This is a genomic window from Pseudomonas sp. RA_15y_Pfl2_54, assembly GCF_963971015.1.
GTDB lineage: Bacteria > Pseudomonadota > Gammaproteobacteria > Pseudomonadales > Pseudomonadaceae > Aquipseudomonas > Aquipseudomonas baetica_A.
On sequence record NZ_CAXAPN010000004.1, the window covers coordinates 160,019 to 184,707 of the forward strand.

Here is a 24,689-nt window from a genome sequence, read left to right on the forward strand (position 1 = left end):
TGTTGAACAGAGTTCCTGTGGGAGCGGGCTTGCTCGCGAAAGCGTCGTGACATTCACCCCTGAATGTCACTGGGAAATGGCCTTCGCGAGCAAGCCCGCTCGTACATTTGATGGTTATGACTCCAGTGGCATGACCGTGACCCGTACATCCGGATCATGACTCCCGCCGCCCAGAATCACTCCCCGCAACGGCGACACATCGGAAAAATCCCGGCCCCACGCCAACGTGATGTGCTCCAGCGCAGGCTGCACGTTGTTGGTCGGATCGAAATCCACCCACCCCAGCACCGGACAAAACACCGAAACCCAGGCATGCGACGCATCGGCGCCGATCAACCGTGGCTGCCCTGGAGGCGGCTGGGTCAACAGGTACCCGCTGACGTAACGCGCCGCCAATCCGCGTGATCGCACGCACGCCAGCATCAGATGAGCGAAGTCCTGACAAACCCCACGTCGACGCTCCAGAACCTCCACCAGCGGCGTCGCTACCTGCGTCGCCTCGGCATCGAAGGTGAACTCGCTGAAAATCTTCTGCATCAGGTCCTGCACGCCCAGCAGCAAAGGCCTGCCTGGGGGGAAACAACTTTGCGAGAACTCGACGAAGCTGCGCTTGAGATGCACATACGGTGACTGGAATCGGTAACGGCACGCCTCAAGCAGGTCGGCGGGCAGCGGCTGGCTGCTGTAGGTCAGCGCATTGCGCGTCAGTTCCCACGCCGGGGATTGATTGAAATCCAGTACTGGCCGCGCCAGCACTTCAACCGTGAGCCGGGCATTGACCTGCAATTCATCGTGGGGCCGCTCGAACGCCAGTCGGGTCAATGGATTGCCGAACACATCCTGTTCATCACGACGCGCGGTCGGCTCTGGACTGATCAGCAATTGCTGTTCGGTGCAGCGTTGCCAGGCGCACTCACGCGGCCACAGGTGCGCCAGTTGTTGCGCAAGGGACACCGGGCTGTCGTAGTGATAACAGGTGTCGTGGAAGATCTGGTAATGCGCGTTCATCAGACGGACACCGTGCGCTGGCTGACATCATCGACATGGGCGAAATGGCGCAGGGCCAGACGATCCGATACTTGCCCGCTGGCGTCGGCGACCTCCTGCAGCAGATCCGCCAGCCCCTCAAGCGCCGACCGCACGCTGGATTCACCAAACAACGGATTCTCCAGACACCCCAGATCAAAACGCCCCAGTCGCTCGACCAGTTGCGCCAGCCCGGCCTCCCTTGGCACACCGAAATCATCGTTCAAACGCTTCAACGTGCGGGTCACCAGTTTCAACTGGAACAACACCGCGTGCGGGTTCTGCTCATCAAGCAGTAACAGGTCGAGCACAGGAATCAACTGCGCCACCGCCAGGTAGCGCGAGCGGTAAGTGATGCTGCTGTTACCCAACTCCAGCAACCATTCAAGCCCCGCCTGATCGAACGCCCCTGCGCCACGCAGAAACGCCGCCAGGCTGCTGCTCAGAAATTGCAGACGCTCGATGCGCCGGCCGATCATCAGAAAGCGCCAGCCTTCATCGCGGGTCATGTCGTCCAGCGCGAACCCGGACAGCGCAGCGAGCGACATCACCAGACGATTGAGGAAATCCAGCAACTCGCCGAAGTCCGGCTCGTCGGTATCCAGTTGCGTGGCTTCACGCTGCAATTCCACCAGCGCCTGCCAGTTTTCCCGCGAGAGCTTGCCGCGCACCTGCGAAGCGGCCCACTGCAGGCGTTGCAAGTTGGAACGCAGGCTGAACGACCAGTCCTCGCCGAGCAACGCAGCCAGCAAGCGCTCTGGCAGCTCACCTTCGTCCGGCAACAGCGCCAGCCGTTCACCAAGATCGACCGCGGCCAGCAAGGCTTGCGGGTCATCGCCGTCGACGTAACGCGCCAGCATGATCCGCAGCAGTCGCGCACTGTCGTCGCAACGCTCGCAGTAACGGCCAAACCAGAACAGGTTTTCCACCACCCGCGACGGCAGGTAAGGGTCGCGTCGCACCAGATCGTGTACACCGACGTTGCGTTGAGTCTTCCATTGCTCGCCGCTTGGCGCTCGATCCCCCAGCACCCAGGTGTCCTTGCTCGCCCCGCCGCGCTGCATCGATACCACTTCGGCATCGGCGTCGGCCGCCACTCGGGTCAGACCACCCGGCAGCACCCGATACCCGTCACTACCGGCCACGGCGTACATGCGCATCCCGATGGCGCGGGGCTGCAACTGGCCGTCTTCGGCTTGCCAGATCGGTGCCTGGGACAGCTGGGCCAATTCTTGCGCTACATAGGCGTAAGGCCGTGCCTGCATGCGCTCGGACAAGCTCTTGCGCTGCTTATCACTCAGATCACGGCCAAATACCGGCGCAAAACTTTGCGAGGGAAAGGCCGGTTTGATCAGCAATTCCGGCAGTTTTTCCAAAGCCTGGGCCAACACCGGCGCTTCACCGCACCACCAGGTCGCGATGGAGGGCAGGATCAGTTCTTCGCCAAACAGGTATTGGTTGATCTTCGGCAAAAACCCCAGCAACCCCGGGGACTCCAGCACGCCGCTGCCAAGCGCATTGGCGACCAGCACCCGGCCCTGACGCACCGCCTCCAGCAGCCCCGGCACACCGAGTGCAGAATCCGTGCGCAGCTCCAATGGATCGCAGAAGTCATCATCGAGCCGACGCATGATCGCGTGCACCCGGCGCAAACCACTGAGGGTTTTCAGGTACACCGTGGCATCGCGCACCGTCAGGTCGCCGCCCTCGACCAAGGGATAGCCAAGCTGGCGGGCCAGATACAAATGTTCGAAATAGCTTTCGTTGAAGCGCCCCGGCGTGAGCAACACCACCAGCGGTGCGTCGTCATCGCAAGGCGCCTGACGAGCCAGGGTTTCTTGCAGGGTGCGGAAGAAACCGGCCAGATGCCGCACCTTGAGATCGCGGTACAACTCGGGAAACGCCCGCGACACGATGGTGCGGTTTTCCAGCGCATAACCGGCGCCGGACGGCGCCTGAGTGCGATCCGCCGTGACCCACCAGCGCCCGTCCGGGGTGCGCGCCAGATCCACGGCGTACAGATGCACAAAGGCTTGCTCCGGCAGCGCGATGCCCTGACACGGCCAGAGAAAATTGTTGTGCCCGAACACCAGTTCCGCCGGCAGCAGGCCTTCCCTGATCAGCCGTTGCGGGCCGTACAGATCCGCCAGCACCGCATTGAGCAGTCGCGCACGCTGAGCGATCCCCGCCGACAATTGCTGCCACTCATCCGCAGCGATCACGTTCGGCAGCAGATCCAGCTCCCACGGGCGATCGGCCCCTTTGGGGTCGGCATAGACGTTGTAAGTCACACCGTTTTCCTGAATCTGCCGGGCCAGCAACGCCTGACGCTGCAGCAGTAGCGCCGGACTGCTGCGCTGCAATTGGTCGAACAGGCGTTGCCAGTGCGGGCGCACCGCACCACTGCCATCGAGCAGTTCGTGGTAGGTGCCCGCCGTCAGCGGGTAGCGGTCTAGCAGGTCAGGCATGGAAAGCTCGGCAGACAGCAAGGAACGGTCAGACTAACGCAGGCACATGACGCCCGGATATACGAAAAATCCGGGCGTCGCGCACGATCTAGAAACGTCGTAAATCGAGCGTCATCGGTAGCTCGTCGGAGATTGTCAGATCAGGTATGGGAAGTTTCCCCGGTGTGTGTCCGATACGGAAGAAACGCGCCATGCGCCGACTCTCCGCTTCGTTGGCGTTGACCGGCAGCGTCTCGTAATTACGCCCGCCGGGGTGGGCGACGTGGTACTGGCAGCCACCCAGCGAGCGTTGCATCCAGGTGTCGAGCAGGTCGAACACCAGCGGCGCGTGTACCGGGATGGTCGGTTGCAGGCAGTTGGCCGGCTGCCAGGCCCGATAGCGCACACCCGCGACGAATTCGCCCACACGCCCGGTCGGGTGCAACGGCACGGCAATGCCGTTGCAGGTCAGCAGATACCGCTGCGGCGGCAAGCCCTTGAGCTTGACCTGCAAACGTTCAAGCGATGAATCGACGTACCGTACCGTGCCACCCGCCGTACCCTCCTCGCCCAACACATGCCACGGTTCAAGCGCTTGATGCAGTTCCAGCTCGATGCCATTGACGGCGTAGTCACCGACCTTGGGAAAACGAAACGCCAGATGCGCCGCGAACCACTCGGCGCGCAACGGATAACCGGCGCTGTTGAGTTCGACGATGACGTCGGCGAAATCCTGTTCGATAAAGTGCGGCAACAGGAAACGATCGTGCAGTTCAGTGCCCCACCGCGCCAGTTTCGGCGGCGCATAAGGCTCGCGCCAGAACCGTGCGACCAGCGCTCGCAACAACAGTTGCTGGGCCAGACTCATGCGGGCGTGCGGTGGCATTTCAAAGGCGCGCAATTCCAGCAATCCGAGGCGCCCGGTGGCGCCATCCGGTGAATAGAGTTTGTCGATGCAGAATTCGGCACGGTGAGTATTGCCGGTGACGTCGATCAGCAGATTGCGCAGCAGTCGATCCACCTGCCACGGCGCGCATTCTTCACCCGGGGCCGGCATCTGCGCGAAGGCAATTTCCAGCTCGTACAAGGCGTCGTTGCGTGCCTCGTCGACCCGTGGCGCCTGGGACGTCGGGCCGATGAACAACCCGGAAAACAAATACGACAACGACGGGTGGTTGTGCCAGTAACTGATCAGGCTGCGCAGCAGATCCGGACGACGCAGGAACGGCGAATCCGCCGGTGTCGCGCCGCCGAGGACGAAATGGTTACCGCCCCCGGTGCCCGTGTGGCGGCCATCGATCATGAACTTCTCGGTGGTCAGGCGGGTTTGCCGCGCTTCTTCATAGAGAAACTCGGTGCGTTCGACCAACTCGTCCCAGGTCGCAGAAGGCTGCACGTTCACTTCGATCACGCCCGGATCAGGGGTAATGCGCAAGTTGCTCAAACGCTGATCGCTCGGCGGTTCGTAGCCTTCCAGCAGCACCGGACAGTGCAGTTCTTCGGCGGTGGCCTCGATGGCCGCGACCAGTTCCAGATAGTCCTCGACCCGTTCCAGCGGCGGCATGAACAGGTACAACCGCCCTTCGCGGGCTTCGGCGCAGAACGCGGTGCGGGTCAGCCAATCGGCGGACTCGTCGATTTTCGGTGTGCGCTCGTCAACCGTGGCGGGCTCACCGTGACTGTTCAGTTGCGCGGCATCCGGCAGTTCGGGAAAGTCCTGATTCGGGTCCTGGGGATGGATGAACGGGTACTCCGCCGCCTTCACCCAGGGCTGCGAACCGAGCGGTAAGCGGTAGCCCAGCGGTGAATCTCCCGGCACCAGACGGCAATGTTCGTCGCGCAGATACCAGCGCCCGCTCTGCCATTGATCACCTTTAGCGGTGCGTGCGAGCGGCAGCACTTGGCCGATCACTTTATCCAGACCCTGGCTGAAGACCTTGCGCAGGCGTGCGCGTTCTAAAGGCTCCTCCAGACGCGAATCTTCGGCGCTGACGTTGCTCGGCAACGCACCCTCGCGCCAGAGGTAATAGAAATTGTCCTCATAGGCAGGGAATACAAAATGTGTGGGCAGTTTCAGGCGTTCGGCGACACTCGCCAGAAAGCGTCCGGCCAGCTCGCCATCGGCGCCGTAATCCTGTTGCTCGTCGGCGATCAACGCATCGTTGTGCCAGATCGGCGCACCATCGCGGCGCCAATAGCAGTTCAGCGACCAGCGCGGGAGTTGCTCGCCGGGGTACCACTTGCCCTGACCGAAGTGCACCAGCCCCTTCGGCGCGTAATGCTTGCGCAGGCGCTGAAACAGTTCGGCGCAGAGCCGACGTTTGTCCGCCCCCAACGCGGCGGTGTTCCATTCGGCGCCATCCGGGTCATCGATGGACACGAAGGTCGGTTCGCCGCCCATGGTGAGGCGCACATCGCCTTCCAGCAGGTCGGCATCGATCTGCCGGCCCAGTACCTGAATCGCCAGCCACTGCTCATCGGTGTAAGGCTTGGTAACGCGTGGCGCCTCCCAGATTCGCTCCACGGACATTTCGTGGCTCAATTGCGTCTCGCAAGGTTCGACCATGCCGCTGATCGGTGCCGCCGAAGAGGGATCGGGGCTACAGGCCAGCGGGATATGCCCTTCGCCGGCGAACAGCCCGGACGTGGCGTCCAGGCCGATCCAGCCGGCACCTGGCAAATACACTTCGCACCAGGCGTGCAGGTCGGTGAAGTCGACGTCGGTGCCGCTGGGACCGTCGAGGCTCTTCACGTCGGCAGTGAGCTGAATCAGGTAACCGGAAACGAAACGCGCCGCCAGTCCGAGGTTGCGCAGCAGTTGCACCAGCAACCACGCCGAGTCGCGGCAGGAGCCGGAGGCGTGTTCGAGGGTGTGCTCCGGGGTTTGCACACCCGGCTCCATGCGGATCAAGTAGCCGATGTCTTCACTCAGACGCTGATTGAGCGCCACCAGAAAGTCCACGGCCGGCAACGGCGTGCGGTCGATCGCGTCCAGATAGGCTTCGAAAGTCGGCGTCAGCGGCAGGGTTTCAAGGTACGGCGCCAACTCTTTGCGCTCATCGGCGGCGTAAGCGAAGGGGATTTTCTCGGCATAGGGTTCGAGGAAGAAGTCGAACGGATTGAAAACGGCCATTTCGGCCAGCAGATCGACCTCAATGCGCAACTCATCGGTTTTCTCGGGGAACACCAATCGCGCCAGGTAATTGCCCTGTGGGTCCTGCTGCCAGTTGATGAAATGCTGCTCGGGCGAGACTTTCAGCGCATACGAGAGAATTCGCGTGCGGCTGTGGGCGGCCGGGCGCAGGCGAACGATCTGCGGGCCGAGTTCGACAGCGCGGTCGTAGCGATAATGCGTGACGTGATGCAATGCGACATGAATCGACACGGCGTGCCTCCTGCGAGCCTAAGCGTATTCGAAAGCGCGCAAGACTTATGCCATACAGAGGCTTGGGCGCTTTCCCGGAATGCTTTGGGCAGTACAGCACCAAAATCGGGCAATGCGGGGAAATGGTTTGGGGAGTTTGCTTCTATTTGTGGCAGGCATGTGATCAAGGTCGCCTGTTCTGGCCTCTTCTCGAGCAAACCCGCTCCCACATTGGATTGGTGTTGAATACACATATTGAAACCGACCACAAATCTCCTGTGTGGGCTTGCTCGCGAAGGCGTCAGTAGCCTCACCACATTTCCCGAGCCCTGAAATGCAAAACGCCAACCCGAAGGTTGGCGTTCTGTTGAGCTAAAAAGCGACTTAGCGTGGCACCACCGGTTTGCGCGCCGGTTTCGGCCCTTTGCCCTTGGCCGCGTCCTTGCGCTCCTTGGCGGCCTGCTGGTTGCGGGCGAACGCCGCCGCCTTGGCCTGTTCACGCTTGTCCCACGGATTACCACCATCACTGGCACGCGGTGGCAGACCGGTGTGCTGGGTGAGCATCTTGGTGGTTTTCTCTTTGCCCTCTTTCGCCACTTTATGGCTGCCAGCCGGCGTCGAGTTCTTGCGACGGGCGCTCTGGTAGCTGTCGGTGGACGGCTGATGCAGCGGGATCAGTTGATCCTTGCCCGGTCCGATCAGATCGCCACGGCCCATGCGGGTCAGCGCTTCACGCAGCATCGGCCAGCCTTTCGGGTCGTGGTAACGCAAGAACGCCTTGTGCAGACGACGCTGCTCTTCGCTCTTGACGATGGTCACGCCGTCGCTCTTGTAAGTGACCTTGCGCAGCGGGTTCTTGCCCGAGTGGTACATCGCGGTGGCGGTGGCCATCGGTGACGGGTAGAACGCCTGCACCTGGTCAGCGCGGAAGCCGTTGCCCTTGAGCCACAGGGCCAGGTTCATCATGTCTTCGTCGGTGGTGCCCGGGTGCGCAGCGATGAAGTACGGAATCAGGTACTGCTCTTTCCCGGCTTCCTTGGTGTACTTCTCGAACATGCGCTTGAACTTGTCATAGCTGCCGATGCCCGGTTTCATCATCTGGTTGAGCGGACCTTCCTCGGTGTGTTCCGGGGCGATCTTCAGGTAACCACCGACGTGGTGGGTCACCAGCTCTTTGACGTACTCCGGCGACTCGACCGCGAGGTCATAACGCAGGCCGGAAGCAATCAGAATCTTCTTCACACCCGGCAACGCACGGGCACTGCGGTACAGCTGAATCAGCGACGAGTGGTCGGTGTTCAGGTTCGGGCAGATGCCCGGGAACACACAGGACGGCTTGCGGCACGCGGATTCGATTTCCGGCGTTTTGCAGGCGATGCGGTACATGTTCGCGGTCGGGCCGCCGAGGTCGGAAATGACACCGGTGAAACCTGGCACCTTGTCGCGGATCTCTTCGATTTCGCGAATGATCGACTCTTCGGAACGGTTCTGGATGATCCGGCCTTCGTGCTCGGTGATCGAGCAGAAGGTGCAGCCACCGAAGCAGCCACGCATGATGTTCACCGAGAAACGGATCATGTCGTAGGCCGGGATTTTCTCCTTGCCGTACGCCGGGTGCGGAACGCGCGCGTAAGGCATGCCGAACACGTAGTCCATTTCCTCAGTGGTCATCGGAATCGGCGGCGGGTTGAACCAGACGTCGACTTCGCCATGCTTCTGCACCAGCGCACGGGCGTTACCCGGGTTGGTTTCCAGGTGCAGCACGCGGTTGGCGTGGGCATAAAGCACGGCATCACCACGAACCTTTTCAACCGACGGCAGGCGGATCACGGTCTTGTCGCGGGTCATGCGCGGGCTGGCCAGGATCTGCACGACCTTGGCTTCCTGCGGATCTTCGACCGGGCCCTTTTCCTGCTCGATGGCGCAGGCCTGGGTGTCCTGGGTATTCACGTACGGGTTGATGATCTTGTCGACCTTGCCCGGACGGTCGATGCGTGTGGAATCGACTTCGTACCAGTCTTTCGGCGTATCGCGACGAATGAACGCGGTGCCGCGCACGTCGGTGATGTCTTCGATCTTGTGACCGTAGGACAGGCGCTGCGCGACTTCAACGATGGCTCGCTCGGCGTTGCCGTACAGCAGGATGTCGGCGCTGGCGTCGATCAGGATCGAGTTGCGCACGCGATCCTGCCAGTAATCGTAGTGAGCGATACGGCGCAGGGAGGCTTCAATGCCGCCGAGCACGATCGGCACATGTTTGTACGCCTCTTTGCAGCGCTGGCTGTAAACCAGGCTGGCGCGATCCGGACGTTTGCCAGCCATGCCGCCCGGGGTGTAGGCGTCGTCGGAACGGATCTTTTTGTCCGCGGTGTAGCGGTTGATCATCGAATCCATGTTGCCGGCCGCGACCCCGAAGAACAGGTTCGGCTCGCCGAGCTTCATGAAGTCGTCTTTGGACTGCCAGTTCGGCTGCGCAATGATCCCGACGCGAAAGCCCTGAGACTCCAGCAGCCGGCCAATGATTGCCATGCCAAACGACGGGTGATCGACGTAGGCATCTCCCGTAACAATGATGATGTCGCACGAATCCCAGCCAAGCTGATCCATCTCCTCCCTGCTCATTGGCAGGAATGGCGCTGGCCCGAAACATTCGGCCCAATATTTTGGATAGTCAAATAACGGCTTGGCTGCTTGCATGTCGACGACCGGTGTTGAGATGAAAAATCGCGGGCGCGGAATATAGCACAAAATTTGACCAATTCCGACGGCAATGGTCGGTTGTTAATCTCAGCCCCCTCTTCTGTGCTTCAAGCAGAAAAGGCTACGGCGGCTTTCGACCCGCCAGACACTGGCAATGATGCCAAACGCCAGTCAGGCGCCCATGGATGGGTGCTGCCGACAGCTCCACCGCCACCTGCGCAATCATGCAAACCGGCACGATGCCAAATAAAACAAGCCCTTGCGCGAAAGCCGGAGGGCATTTTTCAAGGATGAAAAACATGGCAGGAAAACCACCTCGTAATGGCCCCCACTTGAATGTGGATGTCCATATCAGACCGAATCGACGAACGGACATCGACGCACCGCATCCTGACGCTGCGGGCCGCAAAGTCTTCGATCCATGGATCGCTGTCGACCCTGCGAAGCCGCCGGCCAGACTGCCGGGCGATACAGACCTTGACGCAATACTACCGGCCCCTGCCGTCATGATTCATCTGACGCCGTCTCCCATTGCAGCGCCTTCCGTCATCCATCAGCCGCTGAAGAACTACTGGCTCAAAGCCGTGAAAGGGTTACCGGCTGCCAACAGCGAAGGTTTCAGGGTTTACAACAAACGCCGGTATGTCGACGTGCCCGATGGCGGTACCGTTCTTGTCGCAGTGGATCCGGACACCGGACTGTATCGGGCGCGACTTTCGAGCGAATTGCTTCCCTCCGGTCCGGTATTGCTGCGCGACACCGACAGCGACCTCTGGCATCCGCTCAATGACGTTGACTCAAGCAGGCTCCCACTGACGCAGGCAAGGCTGAACGCTTTTCGCTCGGATCTGGATTTCAGCGGTGTCGAGCCTGGCAGTGACGGCCTGTTTCGCCACGACGGCAAGCTCTATGTGGTCATCGACAGCCACGCGTATCAGGTCATGCAGGACCTTGACGCGTCCACGCCGACTCAAAAGGTGTGGCGCATTGTTAACCCCAAGGATCCCGTTGCCTCCGATAGCGCGAACATCTACCGCGCCAGTCGCAGTGGCGAAACCCGGGCGATCATTCGGAGCGAGGAGAACACCTGGGTTTCCATCCTCACGGGTTTGAGGGGCGGCATGCGCCGCAATGAGGGCCTGCAAGCCAACCTGGCGCTTCTGATGCAACGTTACCAACCTTTCGCGGATGCTCACCGGGCTCTGACCGAATCATCTGAACATTACGACACACTTTGGGGCCAGGTCCGCGACTTGCCGGATGGCGCGGCCAAAACGGCGGGCCTGATCGCGCTTGAGGTACACCTGCTCAAGCACATCAAAAAACAGACGGACTTTATTCAGTCGCTCGTTGATAACAAGGATTGGCTCCCCCTCGTCAAAGCAAGCGGGGTGTTCAAGGAAGAGCTGCATACCTTCCGGATAGAACGCGTGGAATATCTCAACAGACTGATGGCCGTCATGGATCTCAGGGTCCGGCCTTCGGTGACAGATTTGAGTGCCGGAAACTGCAAGAAAACCATCAAACATCTGAACAAGAAACTGAAGTTTCTCGAAGAGCGCCAGGCGGTGATGGAGCAGATCAGAAAAGCCTCACCCGGAGCAGCCCCTCGACTCGCCGAACTACGCCTCCAGGTGCACGATACCGAGCGCATCAACTTCAACAAACTGACCCTTTACGTTCACCTGTTTGCGGACACTCCCGACCATGCGCCAAACACGACCATGCCCTCGCTCTCGGCCATCGATCTGATCACCGGAGATTTGCAAAACGCTCCGCAACGAGAGCATCCAATGGCACTGCTGTTGGCCCTTGATCAAATCAAGGGAGATAAAACCCGCTTTGAAACACTGCTGGCCGCGGAGCATCCCAACGCCGAATACATCAGGGAGATCGTTACCCTGATCGATCCCATCGAGAAAAAAATCGAAAACAAGTTGACCGAAATTCTTGACGCGTCCGAGCGAGCTCACGATCTGCCGAGCCTCGACCAAGACATTGATTTCGACTTTATCCCGCCGCAACCTATCAACGAGGCGTCAGCCCCTCCCGCGCGCGCCAGGAAAATATTCCGCACCCGTCAGCACGGCACTTACAGAGTGTTGGTCGGGGAAACGGAAACCGCACTGGACGGCACCATCACCATCAAGGTTCCCGACCTGCTGCGACCTGATTCGCCTCCCAGGCGCTACAAAAAAATAGAAGACGAATGGCTGCCCGTGCTTCCTCCGCTTATCCGAACGCCACGGCCACAACTCATTGGCGAGGCGAACCGGTTACTGGCCAGGGTCGAAGATCACGCGACCAACGCGAGAACACAAGAAGCCCAAAACACTAACCCGACAAAGATCGTCGAAGATCTGGGCAAGGAAACCGATCTGCTCAATCAACAGGCAAGGCAACTGGAAAACCACGATACAGATGTTGAAGATCGAGTGATCATCAACCTGGCCGGACAGTTGCGGGCCGCCGCCGTTTCGTTGACAGAACTAGGCCAGAAAACGCTGGTGCGGATGTACAAGAACAAAGACGTGCTGGACATCATGCGCCTGAACTATCTGCTGGATCGTAACGAGCTCAAGGCAAGCAAGATCGTTGATCGCAAACAATCGGGAAAAGGCCAGAAAAGGTCGTTTCTGGATGTTTATTCGATCAGCGACAGCGCCGATAACACGCCGTTGTGGCACGCGCATTTTCACTACGACGCCGAGAAGAGCCTGCCTCTGAGCTTCAAGGTCGATGGCGCTCATCTCAAGACGCTTGAACAAAGCAGACGAGGTATCGAGTCTCAGCGCCGAGATGAACGGGCCGGTTTGCCGCACGTCGGCATCTGGCGGCAAAGGTTCGATGGCAGAACAGCGAGCAAAATATTCGCCCTGGCAGACAGTCACGCCGCAGCCTCCGAGTAAATGCGCAAAGCCCGAACAGCAGGCTTTGATGTAGCCCCAGTACAAACAGGCAATGACGCCGAACGCTTATCAGCACGCCCTCGCGGGCGCGGATAAACACCCCATCAAGGAAGAAAGAATGTCACCAAAACCACCCGTCAGAGGCAACGCCACTGTCGATATACACCATCGCCCAGGCCCATCGCCGCAAGAAAATACGCCGCGCATCAACACTGGCGCGCCCCCCCTGCACCTGGGTGACAATCCGACGGTATCGGGCAGAAACACCGGCGGTGTCGATCTCGATGCAATCAGGCCGGCACCACAGATCACGGTTCACGAAACAACTGAAACAATGACGCTCGGTGCCACCCCCACACCCGCTGTGGAGTCGCTGGAGCATTACCGGATCAGCGCGCCGCCCACGTTGGCGGCCGCCGATGCCGAGGGTTTCAGGACATACAGGGGGCGCCGATACGTCGACGAGCCGGGGGGCGCCATCGTGCCGGTCAAGCAAGATCCGGACACGGGACTGTACCGGGCCGCCCTGGCGAAAGAGTCGAAACCAACAGGTCCGGTGATGCTGCGTGACACCGCCAGCGGCCTGTGGCACCCGCTGGAAGACTTCGAGCCCATTACCTTTGCGTTATCTTCCACACGCCTGGAGGCTTTCCGCACCGGGCTGGACTTGAGTGACGCAACACCCGATAGCAATGGCCTGCATCAGTTCGACGGCAAACTCTACGTGGTGATCGAGAATCACACGTACCAGGTACTGCACGATCCAGACGCATCAACCCCGCTGGCCACCGTAATGCGTATCGTGCGAGGCGAAGATCCTGTGTCCAGCGACAACGGCAATCTGTATGTCGCGACACGCCCGGGAAGGTCGGAGCCCATCGTTTTCGATGCCATACAAGGCTGGGTCGGGATTACGGTAGCCGGTGCCGGCGGGATGGTGCGCAGTGACGCCAACCCCACAGCATCCCTGAGCCTGCCGGAAAGACTCTCGCTGATGCTCACTCGACTGCGCAGCCCAGAGTCCCGTGCCCGAAAACTGTTCCCGGATCACACCGAGGATCAGATCAGAGACTTTATCCGCTCACTGGGCAGTGATGTCCGCGACGTCTTGACCCGTCGCGAAACCGACTACAAGACACTCAAGGCCGAACTGAAGATCTGGATCAGAAACACGTCCACCGCTTCGCCCCAGGCAACAGCAAAAGGCTGGGCGCAACAGGTCGCCAATGACATCAAGCGCTGCTGGCGCCAGCAGACAGGGGATACATTTCGACTTGAGCCGGGCGATGGAACGCTACCGGCATTAACAGCGGATTTCAGCCATATCCGGCGCCTGGATCTGGACGCCGTCACCTGGTCAGACACCGCCGATACATTCCTCAGTGGATTCTCCGGCCTGGAGCGTCTGACAGTGACCCACTCTTCGCTCGATACACTGCCCGCCGCCGTTACTCATATGCCCCACCTGAGCACACTGGATCTGAGTTCGAACCGTATTGTGCTCAATGCACAAACCGCGGCAAAACTGAGCGCACTCGGCCAACTCAAGAACCTTGATCTGTCGGACAACCCGTTGGGCAAGCCACCTGACTTCACCGGCATGAGCGAACTCAAGACCCTGAACCTGAGCAATACACAATTGGATCAGTGGCCTATCGGCTTGCAGCACCAGACCGGACTCGAACACGTCGACCTGCGCAGGAACCGGCTGACAGAAGTCCCATCGGCCATCCTTTCCCCCTCCCCTGATCAGTTCGAAGCGATCGCCCGGATCAACAGCGTCACGCTGTTTGAGGGCAACCCATTCCCTGCCGGCTACTGGAAAACGCTTGAATTGTATTGGCAACGTGTCACAGCCGATCATCCAGGGCTGGGCACCAACAGCCTGCCCGGTGCGTTCAGGCTTGACGGTGATATCCCGGAGGTCGCCAACGTACAGCGGCTGTACCCGGACAAGTCGGCACAAGAGGCCAGAGAGTTTTTTATCGGATTGGACCCTGAGACAGAAGCCAAACTGGGTCGACGCCTTCAGGAACTGGATGTACTGGAAAGCCAGCTCGATGCCTATGTCGCCGACAGTCAACCCGAGCCGTCCGCCGTCGACACGCCGGCCAAAATACAGGCGCAACGTGTCGCCCAAACCCTCAAGAACTGCTGGCTTCAGGACTCGGACGAAATACTCAAGCTGCCTTCCATCAACGCGCCACTCCCGGCCCTGAGCGTGGACTTCAGTCATGTAAAGCAACTCAGTCTCAGCGCTGTTATCTGGTCGGGCGATGCCGATACATTTCTGTCCGGTTTTCCCAATCTGGAGCGTTTGTCCATTACCCGATCCAGGATTGAAACGTTACCCGGGCAAATTGGCGCGATGGACAAATTGAACAATCTGAACCTGAGCAACAACTACCTTGCACTGGACGAGCAAAGCGCTGCAACGCTCAGCGCCATGAGTCATCTGGAGATCATCAATCTTTCTGACAACCCAACGCTCACGCTAACCCCTGACTTCAGCAAGATGTCCAAGCTGAAATACCTGATGCTGAATAACACGGGAATCAATCAATGGCCGACTGGATTGCAGGACAAGACCGGGCTGCTCATTTTTGATCTGCACAATAATCGCTTGAATGAAGTACCGCAGGCATTTATCAATCCTGCGCCTGAACAGTTGCTGACGATCGCCCGGATCAATAGAGCCGCGTCACTCGGTGGCAACCATTTCCCTGCCGATTACTGGAGAAAATTCGACGACTACTGGCGTCGAGTGAACGAGGAACACCCCGATCTGCTGACCTCTTACCATGGAGTGATATTTGATACCGACAACTCCCCGGCGCAGCGGTATCGGCGATTATTTCCAGGCAAGGACATCAAGAAGTGCAGGGAATACCTCTGGAGCTTTGAGAGTGAAACCGCGGCAGCAACGAAACTCCAAAGTCTTGAACGGGAACACCGCGTACTGAAAAGTCAGCTCGACGATTGGGTTTTTTCTGGAGGCGGCAACCGCGGGGGCTACATTCGGGCGAATCAGTTAGCGGTCAACGCGCGAACCCGTCCTGACCGTGTCGTGGCAAGTGAGCGGATTCTGAGTTGCTGGAGGGGGGAAACACCGCAAAAACATGCCAATGACGGTACACCCATCGGCCTGGAACTGAATCTCGGCGGCCTGCGCCTGCCGAGCCTGCCAGACATCGACGCGGACTTCAGTCACGTCGGCTCGCTCAAACTGAGCAACATGAATCTGAGCACCTCGCCAGAAGGTTTTCTGACCCATTTTCGCCATGTGCGCTGGCTGGATCTTTCGCACAACCAATTGCGTGAATTGCCTCCTGCAGTTGGAGAAATGAATGGGCTGACTCGCCTGTTTCTGCAGAACAACCGGATTATCCTGACCGCCGACACTGCCCGCGTTCTGTCGCAGCGCACAACATTGCGAGCCTTGTGGCTGCACGAAAATCCGCAACTCGGTATCACCCCGGACTTCACCCTGATAACAGACATGCGCGAGATTGATCTGGCAAACACAGGCATCAACACCTTCCCTGCCGGGCTTGCCGATCAGCCACTGCTGGGCATTGTGAATCTGAACAACAACCGGATCGAGGAAATCCCCGATGCGGTCATAACCCCGCCGGCTGAACGACTCGCCAACAGTGCGCGGGTCAATAACGTGACCAGCATCACTAACAATCCATTGTCAGTGGCCACCCGCACGCGGCTGGAACAATACAACAACCGTCTTATCGAAGCCCAGATACCGATGACTAGCCAGCGCGATCTGGTCGCTACGGCGCGCGGCCATGTCCGGGCAGTCATCCGGATTGCGGCAAATGATCCAATGACGCGCTGGACAATAGGGCTATCGGAAGATCAGGTATCAGCCAGAAGAGTCCAATGGCAAACACTGCGTGATGAACAACGCTCGGATGGTCTGTTCAATACGCTTGCACGCTTGCTCGAGGTTCCCGACGGCCACAATGAGCTTCAGCGCCGGGTCTGGAAGCTGATCGACAGCATTACCGAAAACAATCCGGCGTCCGAACGCCTGCGCAAGGAGGTATTTGATCGGGCCGGCGAAGCGGCCTGCTGTGATCGGGCAGCCTTCACGTTCGCTAATCTGGAAACCCGGGCAATGGCGCACGATGCGCGTGCCCAGGCTCAAGACGAAGCACGGGGCCCGCAATTGTCTGCGCTTTCCAAAGCGTTGTTCCGCTTGCATGAAGTCGACAAAATCGCATCGGCGGACATTGCGCAGCGTGAGGCAAGAATCATCGAAGCGAGGGGGCCTCAGAGGGGCGCGGCCGCTCCAGCGCCACACGTGTCAGAGGAAGTCGAAATCAGACTCGCCTATCGATACTTCCTGAAAGACCGGCTGCAACTGCCGGGACAACCCGAACAAATGGGATTTGCCCGGCTGGCCAATGTGTCAAAAGCGCAATTGAATGCCGCGTACAAAAAAGTCATCGCTATGGATAACTCCCCTGAAGAATTCAAGGCGTTGGTGTCGAGGGAGTTCTGGCAGGAATTCATCACTCATAAGTACCGGGCACAATTCGAAGCGCACCGCCAGACGTTCCAGGATCGACAAGCCACCCTCGACGACGCGCACGTAGCTAACACGCTTGGGTTTAACGATTACGACGCACAATCCAGGGCGCTGCAAAAATCACTGGCGACCGAGGAAGAGGCACTGATCGAGTCGTTGTCCCGACAGGAACTGAGCGAGCATCCAGCCACCAACACTGACGAGGAAGCAGACGGCACAACTGAATAACACGCAAAAAGAGGAGCGCTGGCCGAATGATTTCGGCCAGCCATCACTCGTCGTCGTCGAAGTTGTAACTGCCCGGCGCGAGGTTTTCGAAACGCGTGTATTTACCGATGAACGCCAGGCGGATAAAGCCGATAGGGCCGTTCCGCTGCTTGCCGATGATGATTTCGGCGATGCCCTTGTGCTCGGTTTCCGGGTGATACACCTCGTCCCGGTACACAAACATGATCACGTCGGCGTCCTGCTCGATCGCTCCGGATTCGCGCAAGTCGGAGTTTACCGGGCGCTTGTTGGGGCGTTGTTCCAGGGAACGGTTGAGCTGCGACAGAGCCACTACCGGGCAGTTGAATTCCTTGGCGAGGGCTTTCAGGGATCGCGAGATTTCGGAAATCTCGTTGGTCCGGTTGTCACCGCTGGAGCCGGGGATCTGCATCAGTTGCAAGTAGTCGATCATGATCAGGCCGACATCGCCGTGCTCACGCACCAGGCGTCGAGTACGCGCGCGCATTTCCGACGGGCTGATACCGGCGGTGTCATCGATGAACAGCTTGCGATCGTTGAGCAGGTTCACCGCTGAAGTCAGGCGTGGCCAATCATCGTCTTCCAGTTGGCCGGAACGCACCTTGGTCTGGTCGATACGGCCGAGCGAGGACAGCATACGCATGATCAGCGATTCGCCTGGCATCTCGAGGGAATACACCAGCACGGCCTTCTCACTGCGCAACACGGCGTTTTCCACCAGGTTCATCGCAAAGGTGGTTTTACCCATCGACGGACGACCGGCGACGATGATCAGGTCGGACGGTTGCAGACCGCTGGTTTTCTCGTCGAGGTCGGTATAACCAGTGGACAGGCCGGTGATGGCGTTGTCGGTGTTGAACAACGTATCGATGCGGTCGATGGCTTTGGTCAGCAAATCGTTTACGCCGACCGGGCCACCGGTTTTAGGCCGGGCCTCGGCGATCTGGAAGATCTGGCGTTCGGCTTCGTCGAGAATCTCGGCGGCCGTACGGCCTTCCGGGTTGAAGGCGCTGTCGGCAATTTCAGTGCTGATGCCGATTAACTGGCGCAAGGTCGCTCGCTCTCGAACGATCTGCGCATAGGCTTTGATGTTGGCGACGGACGGTGTGTTTTTCGCCAGTTCGCCGAGATAACCGAGGCCACCGACTTGCGACGTCTGACCTTCCTTGTCCAATTGCTCGGCAAGGGTCACGACATCGATCGGCATGTTCTGATCGGCCAGTTTGGCGATCGCACGGAAAATCAAACGGTGGTCATGTCGATAGAAATCGCCATCGGAGACTTGATCGAGCACGCGTTCCCAGGCGTTGTTGTCCAGCATCAGACCACCGAGTACAGCCTGTTCGGCTTCGATGGAATGCGGCGGCACCTTCAGGGCGGCGGTTTGCAGATCGTATTGCTCAGGAGCGGATATTTCGTTCATGGCCACTTGGAGTCAGGGTTGAAAACGGGAGTACCAGAAAGACAAAGGGCACGACCTGTAAACAGGATCGTGCCCGATGTTAACCGTCTGACGGGCAAGCCGCCAGCCGATCAGGTGTTACTTAAGCTGCTACCACGACAACGCGTACGGTGGCTTCAACTTCGGCGTGCAGGTGCACGGCTACGTCGAATTCGCCTACGTTGCGGATGGTGCCGTTCGGCAGACGAACTTCGCTTTTCGCAACTTCAACGCCGGAGGCGGTCAGTGCGTCAGCGATGTCGTGAGTACCGATCGAACCGAACAGCTTGCCTTCGTCGCCAGCGGTGGCAGTGATGGTCACTTCCAGCTCGGCCAGTTGGGCAGCACGGCTTTCAGCCGATGCTTTACGGTCTGCGGCAGCTTTTTCCAGCTCGGCACGACGCTCTTCGAACGCAGCCAGGTTGGCAGCAGTCGCAGCGGTCGCTTTGCCGAAAGGCAGCAGGTAGTTACGGCCGTAACCGGCCTTAACGTTTACTTTGTCGCCCAGGTTGCCCAGGTTGGCGATTTTTTCCAGAAGGATCAGTTGCATGTGGAAATCCTCTTAACTTTTAACCTTCACCGTTCGCGCTGTCGGTGTCTTTCGACACGTGACGACCGCGAAAATCAATCAGGCTGTCGACAATGGCCAGAACCACGAGCAACGGATAGATCAGCTGCATGAACAGCAACAGCGTGACGTACAACCCCACCAGCCAGAAACCGGCCAGTCGCTTCTGCCCGACCAGCCCGTGAATCAGGGCAAGTCCGGCGAACACCAGCGGTACACTGCACAACGGCGTCAACATGGCCATCTGTGCACCGAGATTCGGGCCCAGAAGCATCAACGCCAGCAGTAACATCGCCGGCCCCAGCGGGATTCGGATGGCGCGAAACTCGCGACCAAAACCACCCGGGTTGTACAACAACGCCTGCCAATGACGCCCGACAATCAGGCTCAGCACGCTGACGATCTGCAACAAAGCCGCAATCAGCCCGGTCAGGACCGGTGCAATCAGGGACGCGAAACGCGCTTGCTCATCGACCGACAATTGCTTGTAGGTCTCACCGAGAAGCGCTGGCATGACCTTTATAAGGGCCTGCGCGAGCATCTCGATCTGGGCTGCAAACGCCGCCCCGAGCACCACTGAAAACACCACTCCAATGGCTACGCTGACCAGCAGCGTGCGAACCCAGGACTCACTTGCGCGCAAAACCAACGCAAGCCCCGAAGACCCCAGCAGCACTAAAAGTGCGCGTGGATCATCGGCATACAACCACCAGACCAATGCCGGCAGCAGCCCCAGGGACAGAACGCCAAGGGCGTCCGTCAATCCGCGCCGCAGAAGCACAAGGCTCCCGGCGGCAGCACCCAACCAATACAACAACGGCAATGTTGCACATCCGGCCACCACGAGAGTGGCCTGCATACGGCCTCGCATGATGAACTCAGCTAAGGCACGCATGCATTCAATCCTTTGCTACTTGTCGACTGCCCGGTCTCAGCGGCCGTGGCTGTCGGTGTAGGCCAGCAGGGCCAGGAAGCGGGCGCGCTTGATAGCGGTAGCCAGCTGACGCTGATAACGAGCTTTGGTACCGGTGATGCGGCTTGGAACGATTTTGCCGGTCTCGGATACGTAGGCTTTCAGAGTGTTGAGATCTTTGTAATCGATCTCTTTCACGTCTTCAGCGGTGAAGCGGCAGAATTTACGACGACGGAAGAAACGTGCCATTTGATAGGCTCCTTAAAAGGTCCGTGGATTACTCGTCAGCGTTATCGCTGTTGTCGCTGTCATCACTATCAGCGCTATCAGCGCCTTCGTGCTCAGGACGGTCGCGACGCTCACGGCGCTCACTGCGGTTTTCTTCAGCCTTGAGCATCTCGGATTGGCCGGTAACGGCTTCTTCGCGACGGATGACCAGGTTACGGATCACTGCATCGTTGTAGCGGAAGTTGTCTTCCAGCTCGGCCAGGGCCTTGCCAGTGCACTCAACGTTCAGCATCACGTAGTGAGCCTTGTGAACATTGTTGATTGCGTAGGCCAGTTGACGACGGCCCCAATCTTCCAGACGGTGGATTTTGCCGCCGTCTTCTTCGATCAGCTTGGTGTAACGCTCAACCATGCCGCCGACTTGCTCGCTTTGATCCGGGTGGACCAAAAAGATGATTTCGTAATGACGCATGAATGCTCCTTACGGGTTGTAGCCTGCCGCTCAAAAACGGTCAGACAAGGAGTGAATGACACTTATGGACTTGCCGGTGCGGGGCACATGCGTGCCTGCCGTGACAGCAAGGGGCGCAATTGTAGAGAAGGGACTGAAGAGGTGCAAGGCAATTGGTGATTATTTGAACAATCACCAATCCTGCCTTCACCACAAACCAATGTGGGAGCGGGCTTGCTCGCGAATGCGATACATCAGGCAACATTGTTGTCGACTGACACTGCGCTTTCGCGAGCAAGCCCGCTCCCACAATTGATTGCATACAACTTTATTTCTTGGCGGAGGCCTTGGCTTTGACGCCACGCTGGCGCTGCGCTTCGAACAGGCATACACCCGTCGCCACGGACACGTTGAGACTGCTGACGCTACCGGCCATCGGCAGATTCACCAGATAGTCGCAATGTTCGCGAGTCAGGCGACGCATGCCTTTGCCTTCGGCGCCCATGATCAGGATGGTCGGGCCGGTCAGGTCCTGGTCATAAATGCTGACCTCGGCCTCGCCCGCCGTACCGACAACCCACAAACCGCGCTGCTGCAGCTTTTCCAGCGTGCGCGCAAGGTTGGTCACTGCCACCAGCGGAATTACTTCCGCCGCACCGCAGGCCACTTTACGCACGACGGGCGTCAGGGTCGCCGACTTGTCTTTGGGCACGATCACGGCGAGCGCACCAGCAGCATCCGCCGAACGCAGACAGGCACCGAGGTTATGCGGATCGGTCACGCCGTCGAGCACCAGCAACAGCGGCGCGCCTTCGGTGCGATCAAGCAACTCGTCGAGCATCGCCTCGCCCCAGACCTGGCTAGGACTCACGTCCGCGACCACGCCCTGATGCACGCCTTCAACCCAAGCGTCCATTTCACGTCGCTCTGCCTGACCGACCTGGACACGATTTTCATTGGCCAGTTCGATCAGGGTCTGCACACGCGGATCGTTACGGCTTTCGGCCAGCCAGATCTGCTTGACGCGCTTGGGGTGGTGACGCAACAACGCTTCTACCGCGTGAACGCCGTAGATTTTTTCCAACTGACTCATGACTTCGCCTTCGGTTTACGTGCTCCGCCACTTTTGGCTGGAGCAGAACCCGCCTTCGGCGGGCCTTTACGGTGCTTGCTCGGTTTGGCTGGCTTGCCGCCGGTCGCCTTTTCAGGCGCCGACCGCCCGGTCTTTCCCCCGGACGCCGCTTTACCACCGTTTTTGGCGTCGGAAAGCAGCGCTTTCTTCATTTCACGGCTTTTACGCAGCTCGGCATTTTTCGCCACGGCATCGCTTGGGTGATAGGCTTCGACAGCTTTTTCCTTGGCCGGACGGCGACTGGCGGTTTTTGCCGGCGCCTTTTCTTCCGAAGCCTTGGCGGCTGGAGCAGCCGTTTCGTGACCGCGTTTTTTGCGACCAATCGGTGCGCTGATGGTTTTTTCCGCCATCTCGAAGTCGATCTTGCGCTCCTCAAGATCGACGCGCATCACGCGCACTTCAACGGTGTCGCCGAGACGGAAGCTACGACCGGTGCGCTCGCCCGCCAGGCGGTGATGCACAGGATCGAAGTGGTAGTAATCACCCGGCAGCGCGGTGACATGCACCAGGCCTTCGACGTAGATATCGGTCAGTTCGACGAACAGGCCAAAACCGGTCACGGCGGTGATCACACCCGGGAACGATTCGCCCACGCGGTCTTTCATGAACTCGCACTTGAGCCAGTTCACTACGTCGCGGGTCGCTTCGTCGGCACGGCGCTCGCTCATCGAGCATTGCTCGCCGAGTTGCTCCAGTGCCGCTTCGTCGTACGGATAGATGCGCGCTTTCGGAATGGTCATCGCGCCGGCACGACGAACGTGCGGGGTGTCCTGTTTCGAATGGATCACGCTGCGGATCGCGCGGTGCGTAAGCAGATCCGGGTAACGACGGATCGGCGAAGTGAAGTGGGTATAGGCTTCGTAATTCAGGCCGAAGTGGCCCTGATTGTCAGCGCTGTACACCGCTTGGCTCAGCGAGCGCAGCATCACGGTCTGGATCAGATGGAAATCCGGACGGTCCTTGATGCTCGCCAGCAAGGCCTGATAGTCCTTCGGCGACGGGCCGTCCTTGCCTTTGTGCAGGGACAGGCCAAGTTCACCGAGGAAGGCGCGCAGTTTTTCCAGACGCTCCGGCGGCGGACCATCGTGGACACGATACAGCGCCGGGATTTCGTGTTTCTTCAGGAATTCGGCAGTGGCCACGTTGGCCGCCAGCATGCATTCCTCAATCAGCTTGTGCGCATCATTACGGGTGGTCGGGCGGATTTCGGCAATCTTGCGCTCGGAACCGAAGATGATCCGGGTTTCCTGAGTCTCGAAATCGATCGCGCCACGCACATGACGGGCGGCCAGCAACACTTTGTACAGCGAATAAAGCTGCTTGAGGTGCGGCACGACGTCGGTGTATTCGCCACGCAATTTACGCGCTTCGGCAACCTTCGGCGTTTCCAGCATCGCGCTGACCTTGTTGTAGGTCAGACGAGCGTGAGAATGAATCACCGCCTCATAGAAGCAGTAGTCAGTCATTTCGCCAGACTTGGAGATGGTCATCTCGCAAACCATGGCCAGACGATCGACATGCGGGTTCAGCGAGCAGAGGCCGTTGGACAACTGCTCTGGCAGCATCGGCACTACGCGCTCAGGGAAGTACACCGAGTTGCCGCGCACCTGGGCTTCGTTGTCCAGCGCCGAACCGATTTTCACGTAACTGGAAACGTCGGCAATCGCCACGTACAACTTCCAGCCACCGGAGAACAGTCGCAGCTTGCCAGGCTTGGCTTCGCAATAGACCGCATCGTCGAAGTCGCGGGCATCTTCGCCGTCGATGGTGACGAACGGCAGATGGCGCAGGTCGACGCGCTTCTCTTTGTCTTTGTCTTCCACTTCCGGCTTGAGCTTGGCGGCTTCTTTGAGAACCGCTTCAGGCCAGACGTGCGGAATATCGTAGGTACGCAGGGCGACATCGATTTCCATGCCCGGCGCCATGTAGTTGCCGACCACTTCAACCACATCGCCTTGCGGCTGAAAGCGTGGTGTCGGCCAGTGAGTGATCTTCACCTCAACGAACTGGCCGATCTGGGCGTTGGCATTGCGACCCGGGGTCACCAGCACTTCTTGCTGGATCTTCGGGTTATCCGCAACGACGAAGCCGATGCCGCCCTCTTCAAAGTAGCGACCGACAATGCTTTCGTGAGCACGGGTCACCACTTCAACGATCACACCTTCGCGGCGACCGCGACGATCGAGGCCGGAAACACGGGCCAGCGCGCGATCACCGTCGAACACCAAGCGCATTTGCGCCGGGCTCATGAACAGGTCATCGCTACCGTCGTCCGGCACCAGGAAGCCAAAGCCGTCACGGTGACCGCTGATGCGACCGAGGATCAGGTCGAGCTTATCCACCGGCGCGTAAGTACCACGACGGGTGTAGATCAGTTGAGCGTCGCGCTCCATGGCGCGCAGACGGCGGCGCAGGGCTTCGACCTGGTCTTCTGTGGTCAGACCAAACTCTTCGACCAGTTGCTCGCGGGCAGCAGGCGAACCCCGATCGGCGAGATGCGCCAGGATCAGTTCGCGGCTAGGAATAGGGTTTTCATATTTTTCCGCTTCACGAGCGGCCTCGGGATCGAGGGACTGCCAATCGGCCATTAGATAGTTTTCACCTTGTCTATATACGGGTTAGTTTGGCATAGGCGCCATCAAACGGGAAATTTCCGACTCTATAAGGCCCTTCTGAAGCCCTGTATCGAAGCTGGAAAGCCGTTTTGAACACCGCCGG

13 protein-coding genes are annotated in these 24,689 nt (G+C 59.2%); 2 read left to right on the forward strand and 11 right to left on the reverse strand.

Annotation, left to right across the window (positions count from 1 at the left end):
• Positions 1 to 114: 114 nt before the first annotated feature.
• From AACY50_RS04610 to AACY50_RS04625, 4 genes are all read right to left on the reverse strand, one after another.
• Entirely contained in the window at positions 115 to 1,008 is an 894-nt protein-coding gene (locus AACY50_RS04610) for a transglutaminase family protein (protein WP_339431779.1), read from the reverse strand.
• Positions 1,008 to 3,494: a circularly permuted type 2 ATP-grasp protein gene (locus tag AACY50_RS04615; RefSeq protein WP_339464591.1), complete on the reverse strand. Its 2,487-nt coding sequence runs from the start codon at positions 3,492 to 3,494 to the stop codon at positions 1,008 to 1,010. Before AACY50_RS04615 ends, AACY50_RS04610 begins: the two co-directional genes overlap by 1 nt.
• Before the next feature lie 88 nt (positions 3,495 to 3,582).
• Complete coding sequence (locus AACY50_RS04620; RefSeq protein WP_339507625.1) at positions 3,583 to 6,858, reverse strand: transglutaminase family protein; 3,276 nt, start codon at positions 6,856 to 6,858, stop codon at positions 3,583 to 3,585.
• Positions 6,859 to 7,221: 363 nt separating this feature from the next.
• Complete coding sequence (locus tag AACY50_RS04625) at positions 7,222 to 9,534, reverse strand: YgiQ family radical SAM protein (RefSeq protein ID WP_339464589.1); 2,313 nt, start codon at positions 9,532 to 9,534, stop codon at positions 7,222 to 7,224.
• 188 nt (positions 9,535 to 9,722) lie between these two features.
• Between AACY50_RS04625 and AACY50_RS04630 the strand changes: the two genes are divergently transcribed.
• The gene (locus AACY50_RS04630; protein ID WP_339433669.1) at positions 9,723 to 12,446 is read left to right on the forward strand and encodes a hypothetical protein; all 2,724 of its coding nucleotides are present in this window, start codon (positions 9,723 to 9,725) and stop codon (positions 12,444 to 12,446) included.
• Between the two features lie 52 nt (positions 12,447 to 12,498).
• The gene (locus tag AACY50_RS04635; RefSeq protein ID WP_339538221.1) at positions 12,499 to 17,220 is read left to right on the forward strand and encodes an NEL-type E3 ubiquitin ligase domain-containing protein; all 4,722 of its coding nucleotides are present in this window, start codon (positions 12,499 to 12,501) and stop codon (positions 17,218 to 17,220) included.
• 43 nt (positions 17,221 to 17,263) lie between these two features.
• Here AACY50_RS04635 and dnaB read toward each other — a convergent pair whose 3' ends face one another.
• The 7 genes from dnaB to rnr all read right to left on the reverse strand — a co-directional run bounded on the left by dnaB (position 17,264) and on the right by rnr (position 24,559).
• Positions 17,264 to 18,661 carry a replicative DNA helicase gene (gene dnaB, locus AACY50_RS04640; protein ID WP_339433667.1) on the reverse strand — a complete coding sequence of 466 codons (1,398 nt, stop codon included), beginning with the start codon at positions 18,659 to 18,661 and terminating at the stop codon, positions 17,264 to 17,266.
• 121 nt (positions 18,662 to 18,782) lie between these two features.
• A complete protein-coding gene (gene rplI, locus AACY50_RS04645) occupies positions 18,783 to 19,229 on the reverse strand; it encodes a 50S ribosomal protein L9 (RefSeq protein ID WP_003186385.1) in 447 nt (148 codons plus the stop codon).
• Positions 19,230 to 19,248: 19 nt separating this feature from the next.
• Positions 19,249 to 20,142, reverse strand: coding sequence for a hypothetical protein (locus tag AACY50_RS04650; protein ID WP_339433666.1), 894 nt, complete (start codon positions 20,140 to 20,142; stop codon positions 19,249 to 19,251).
• Between the two features lie 36 nt (positions 20,143 to 20,178).
• Entirely contained in the window at positions 20,179 to 20,409 is a 231-nt protein-coding gene (gene rpsR, locus AACY50_RS04655) for a 30S ribosomal protein S18 (protein WP_002551829.1), read from the reverse strand.
• Between the two features lie 28 nt (positions 20,410 to 20,437).
• Positions 20,438 to 20,860 (reverse strand): 30S ribosomal protein S6, encoded by a 423-nt coding sequence (gene rpsF / locus AACY50_RS04660; RefSeq protein WP_003236224.1) that lies wholly within the window; start codon positions 20,858 to 20,860, stop codon positions 20,438 to 20,440.
• Between the two features lie 307 nt (positions 20,861 to 21,167).
• Positions 21,168 to 21,932: a 23S rRNA (guanosine(2251)-2'-O)-methyltransferase RlmB gene (gene rlmB, locus AACY50_RS04665; protein WP_221733085.1), complete on the reverse strand. Its 765-nt coding sequence runs from the start codon at positions 21,930 to 21,932 to the stop codon at positions 21,168 to 21,170.
• A complete protein-coding gene (gene rnr / locus AACY50_RS04670) occupies positions 21,929 to 24,559 on the reverse strand; it encodes a ribonuclease R (protein ID WP_339538222.1) in 2,631 nt (876 codons plus the stop codon). The genes rlmB and rnr overlap by 4 nt, the downstream gene beginning before the upstream one ends.
• Between the last annotated feature and the right edge of the window lie 130 nt (positions 24,560 to 24,689).

Bases quoted from the DNA above. Each gene is read 5' to 3' on its own strand.
- rnr (WP_339538222.1), bottom strand. From the start codon at position 24,559: ATGGCCGATTGGCAGTCCCTCGATCCCGAGGCCGCTCGTGAAGCGGAA.
- AACY50_RS04625 (WP_339464589.1), bottom strand. From the start codon at position 9,534: ATGCAAGCAGCCAAGCCGTTATTTGACTATCCAAAATATTGGGCCGAA.
- rpsF (WP_003236224.1), bottom strand. From the start codon at position 20,860: ATGCGTCATTACGAAATCATCTTTTTGGTCCACCCGGATCAAAGCGAG.
- AACY50_RS04630 (WP_339433669.1), top strand. From the start codon at position 9,723: ATGGGTGCTGCCGACAGCTCCACCGCCACCTGCGCAATCATGCAAACC.
- AACY50_RS04615 (WP_339464591.1), bottom strand. From the start codon at position 3,494: ATGCCTGACCTGCTAGACCGCTACCCGCTGACGGCGGGCACCTACCAC.
- rplI (WP_003186385.1), bottom strand. From the start codon at position 19,229: ATGCAACTGATCCTTCTGGAAAAAATCGCCAACCTGGGCAACCTGGGC.
- rpsR (WP_002551829.1), bottom strand. From the start codon at position 20,409: ATGGCACGTTTCTTCCGTCGTCGTAAATTCTGCCGCTTCACCGCTGAA.
- AACY50_RS04650 (WP_339433666.1), bottom strand. From the start codon at position 20,142: ATGCGTGCCTTAGCTGAGTTCATCATGCGAGGCCGTATGCAGGCCACT.
- AACY50_RS04610 (WP_339431779.1), bottom strand. From the start codon at position 1,008: ATGAACGCGCATTACCAGATCTTCCACGACACCTGTTATCACTACGAC.
- AACY50_RS04635 (WP_339538221.1), top strand. From the start codon at position 12,499: ATGACGCCGAACGCTTATCAGCACGCCCTCGCGGGCGCGGATAAACAC.
- dnaB (WP_339433667.1), bottom strand. From the start codon at position 18,661: ATGAACGAAATATCCGCTCCTGAGCAATACGATCTGCAAACCGCCGCC.
- rlmB (WP_221733085.1), bottom strand. From the start codon at position 21,932: ATGAGTCAGTTGGAAAAAATCTACGGCGTTCACGCGGTAGAAGCGTTG.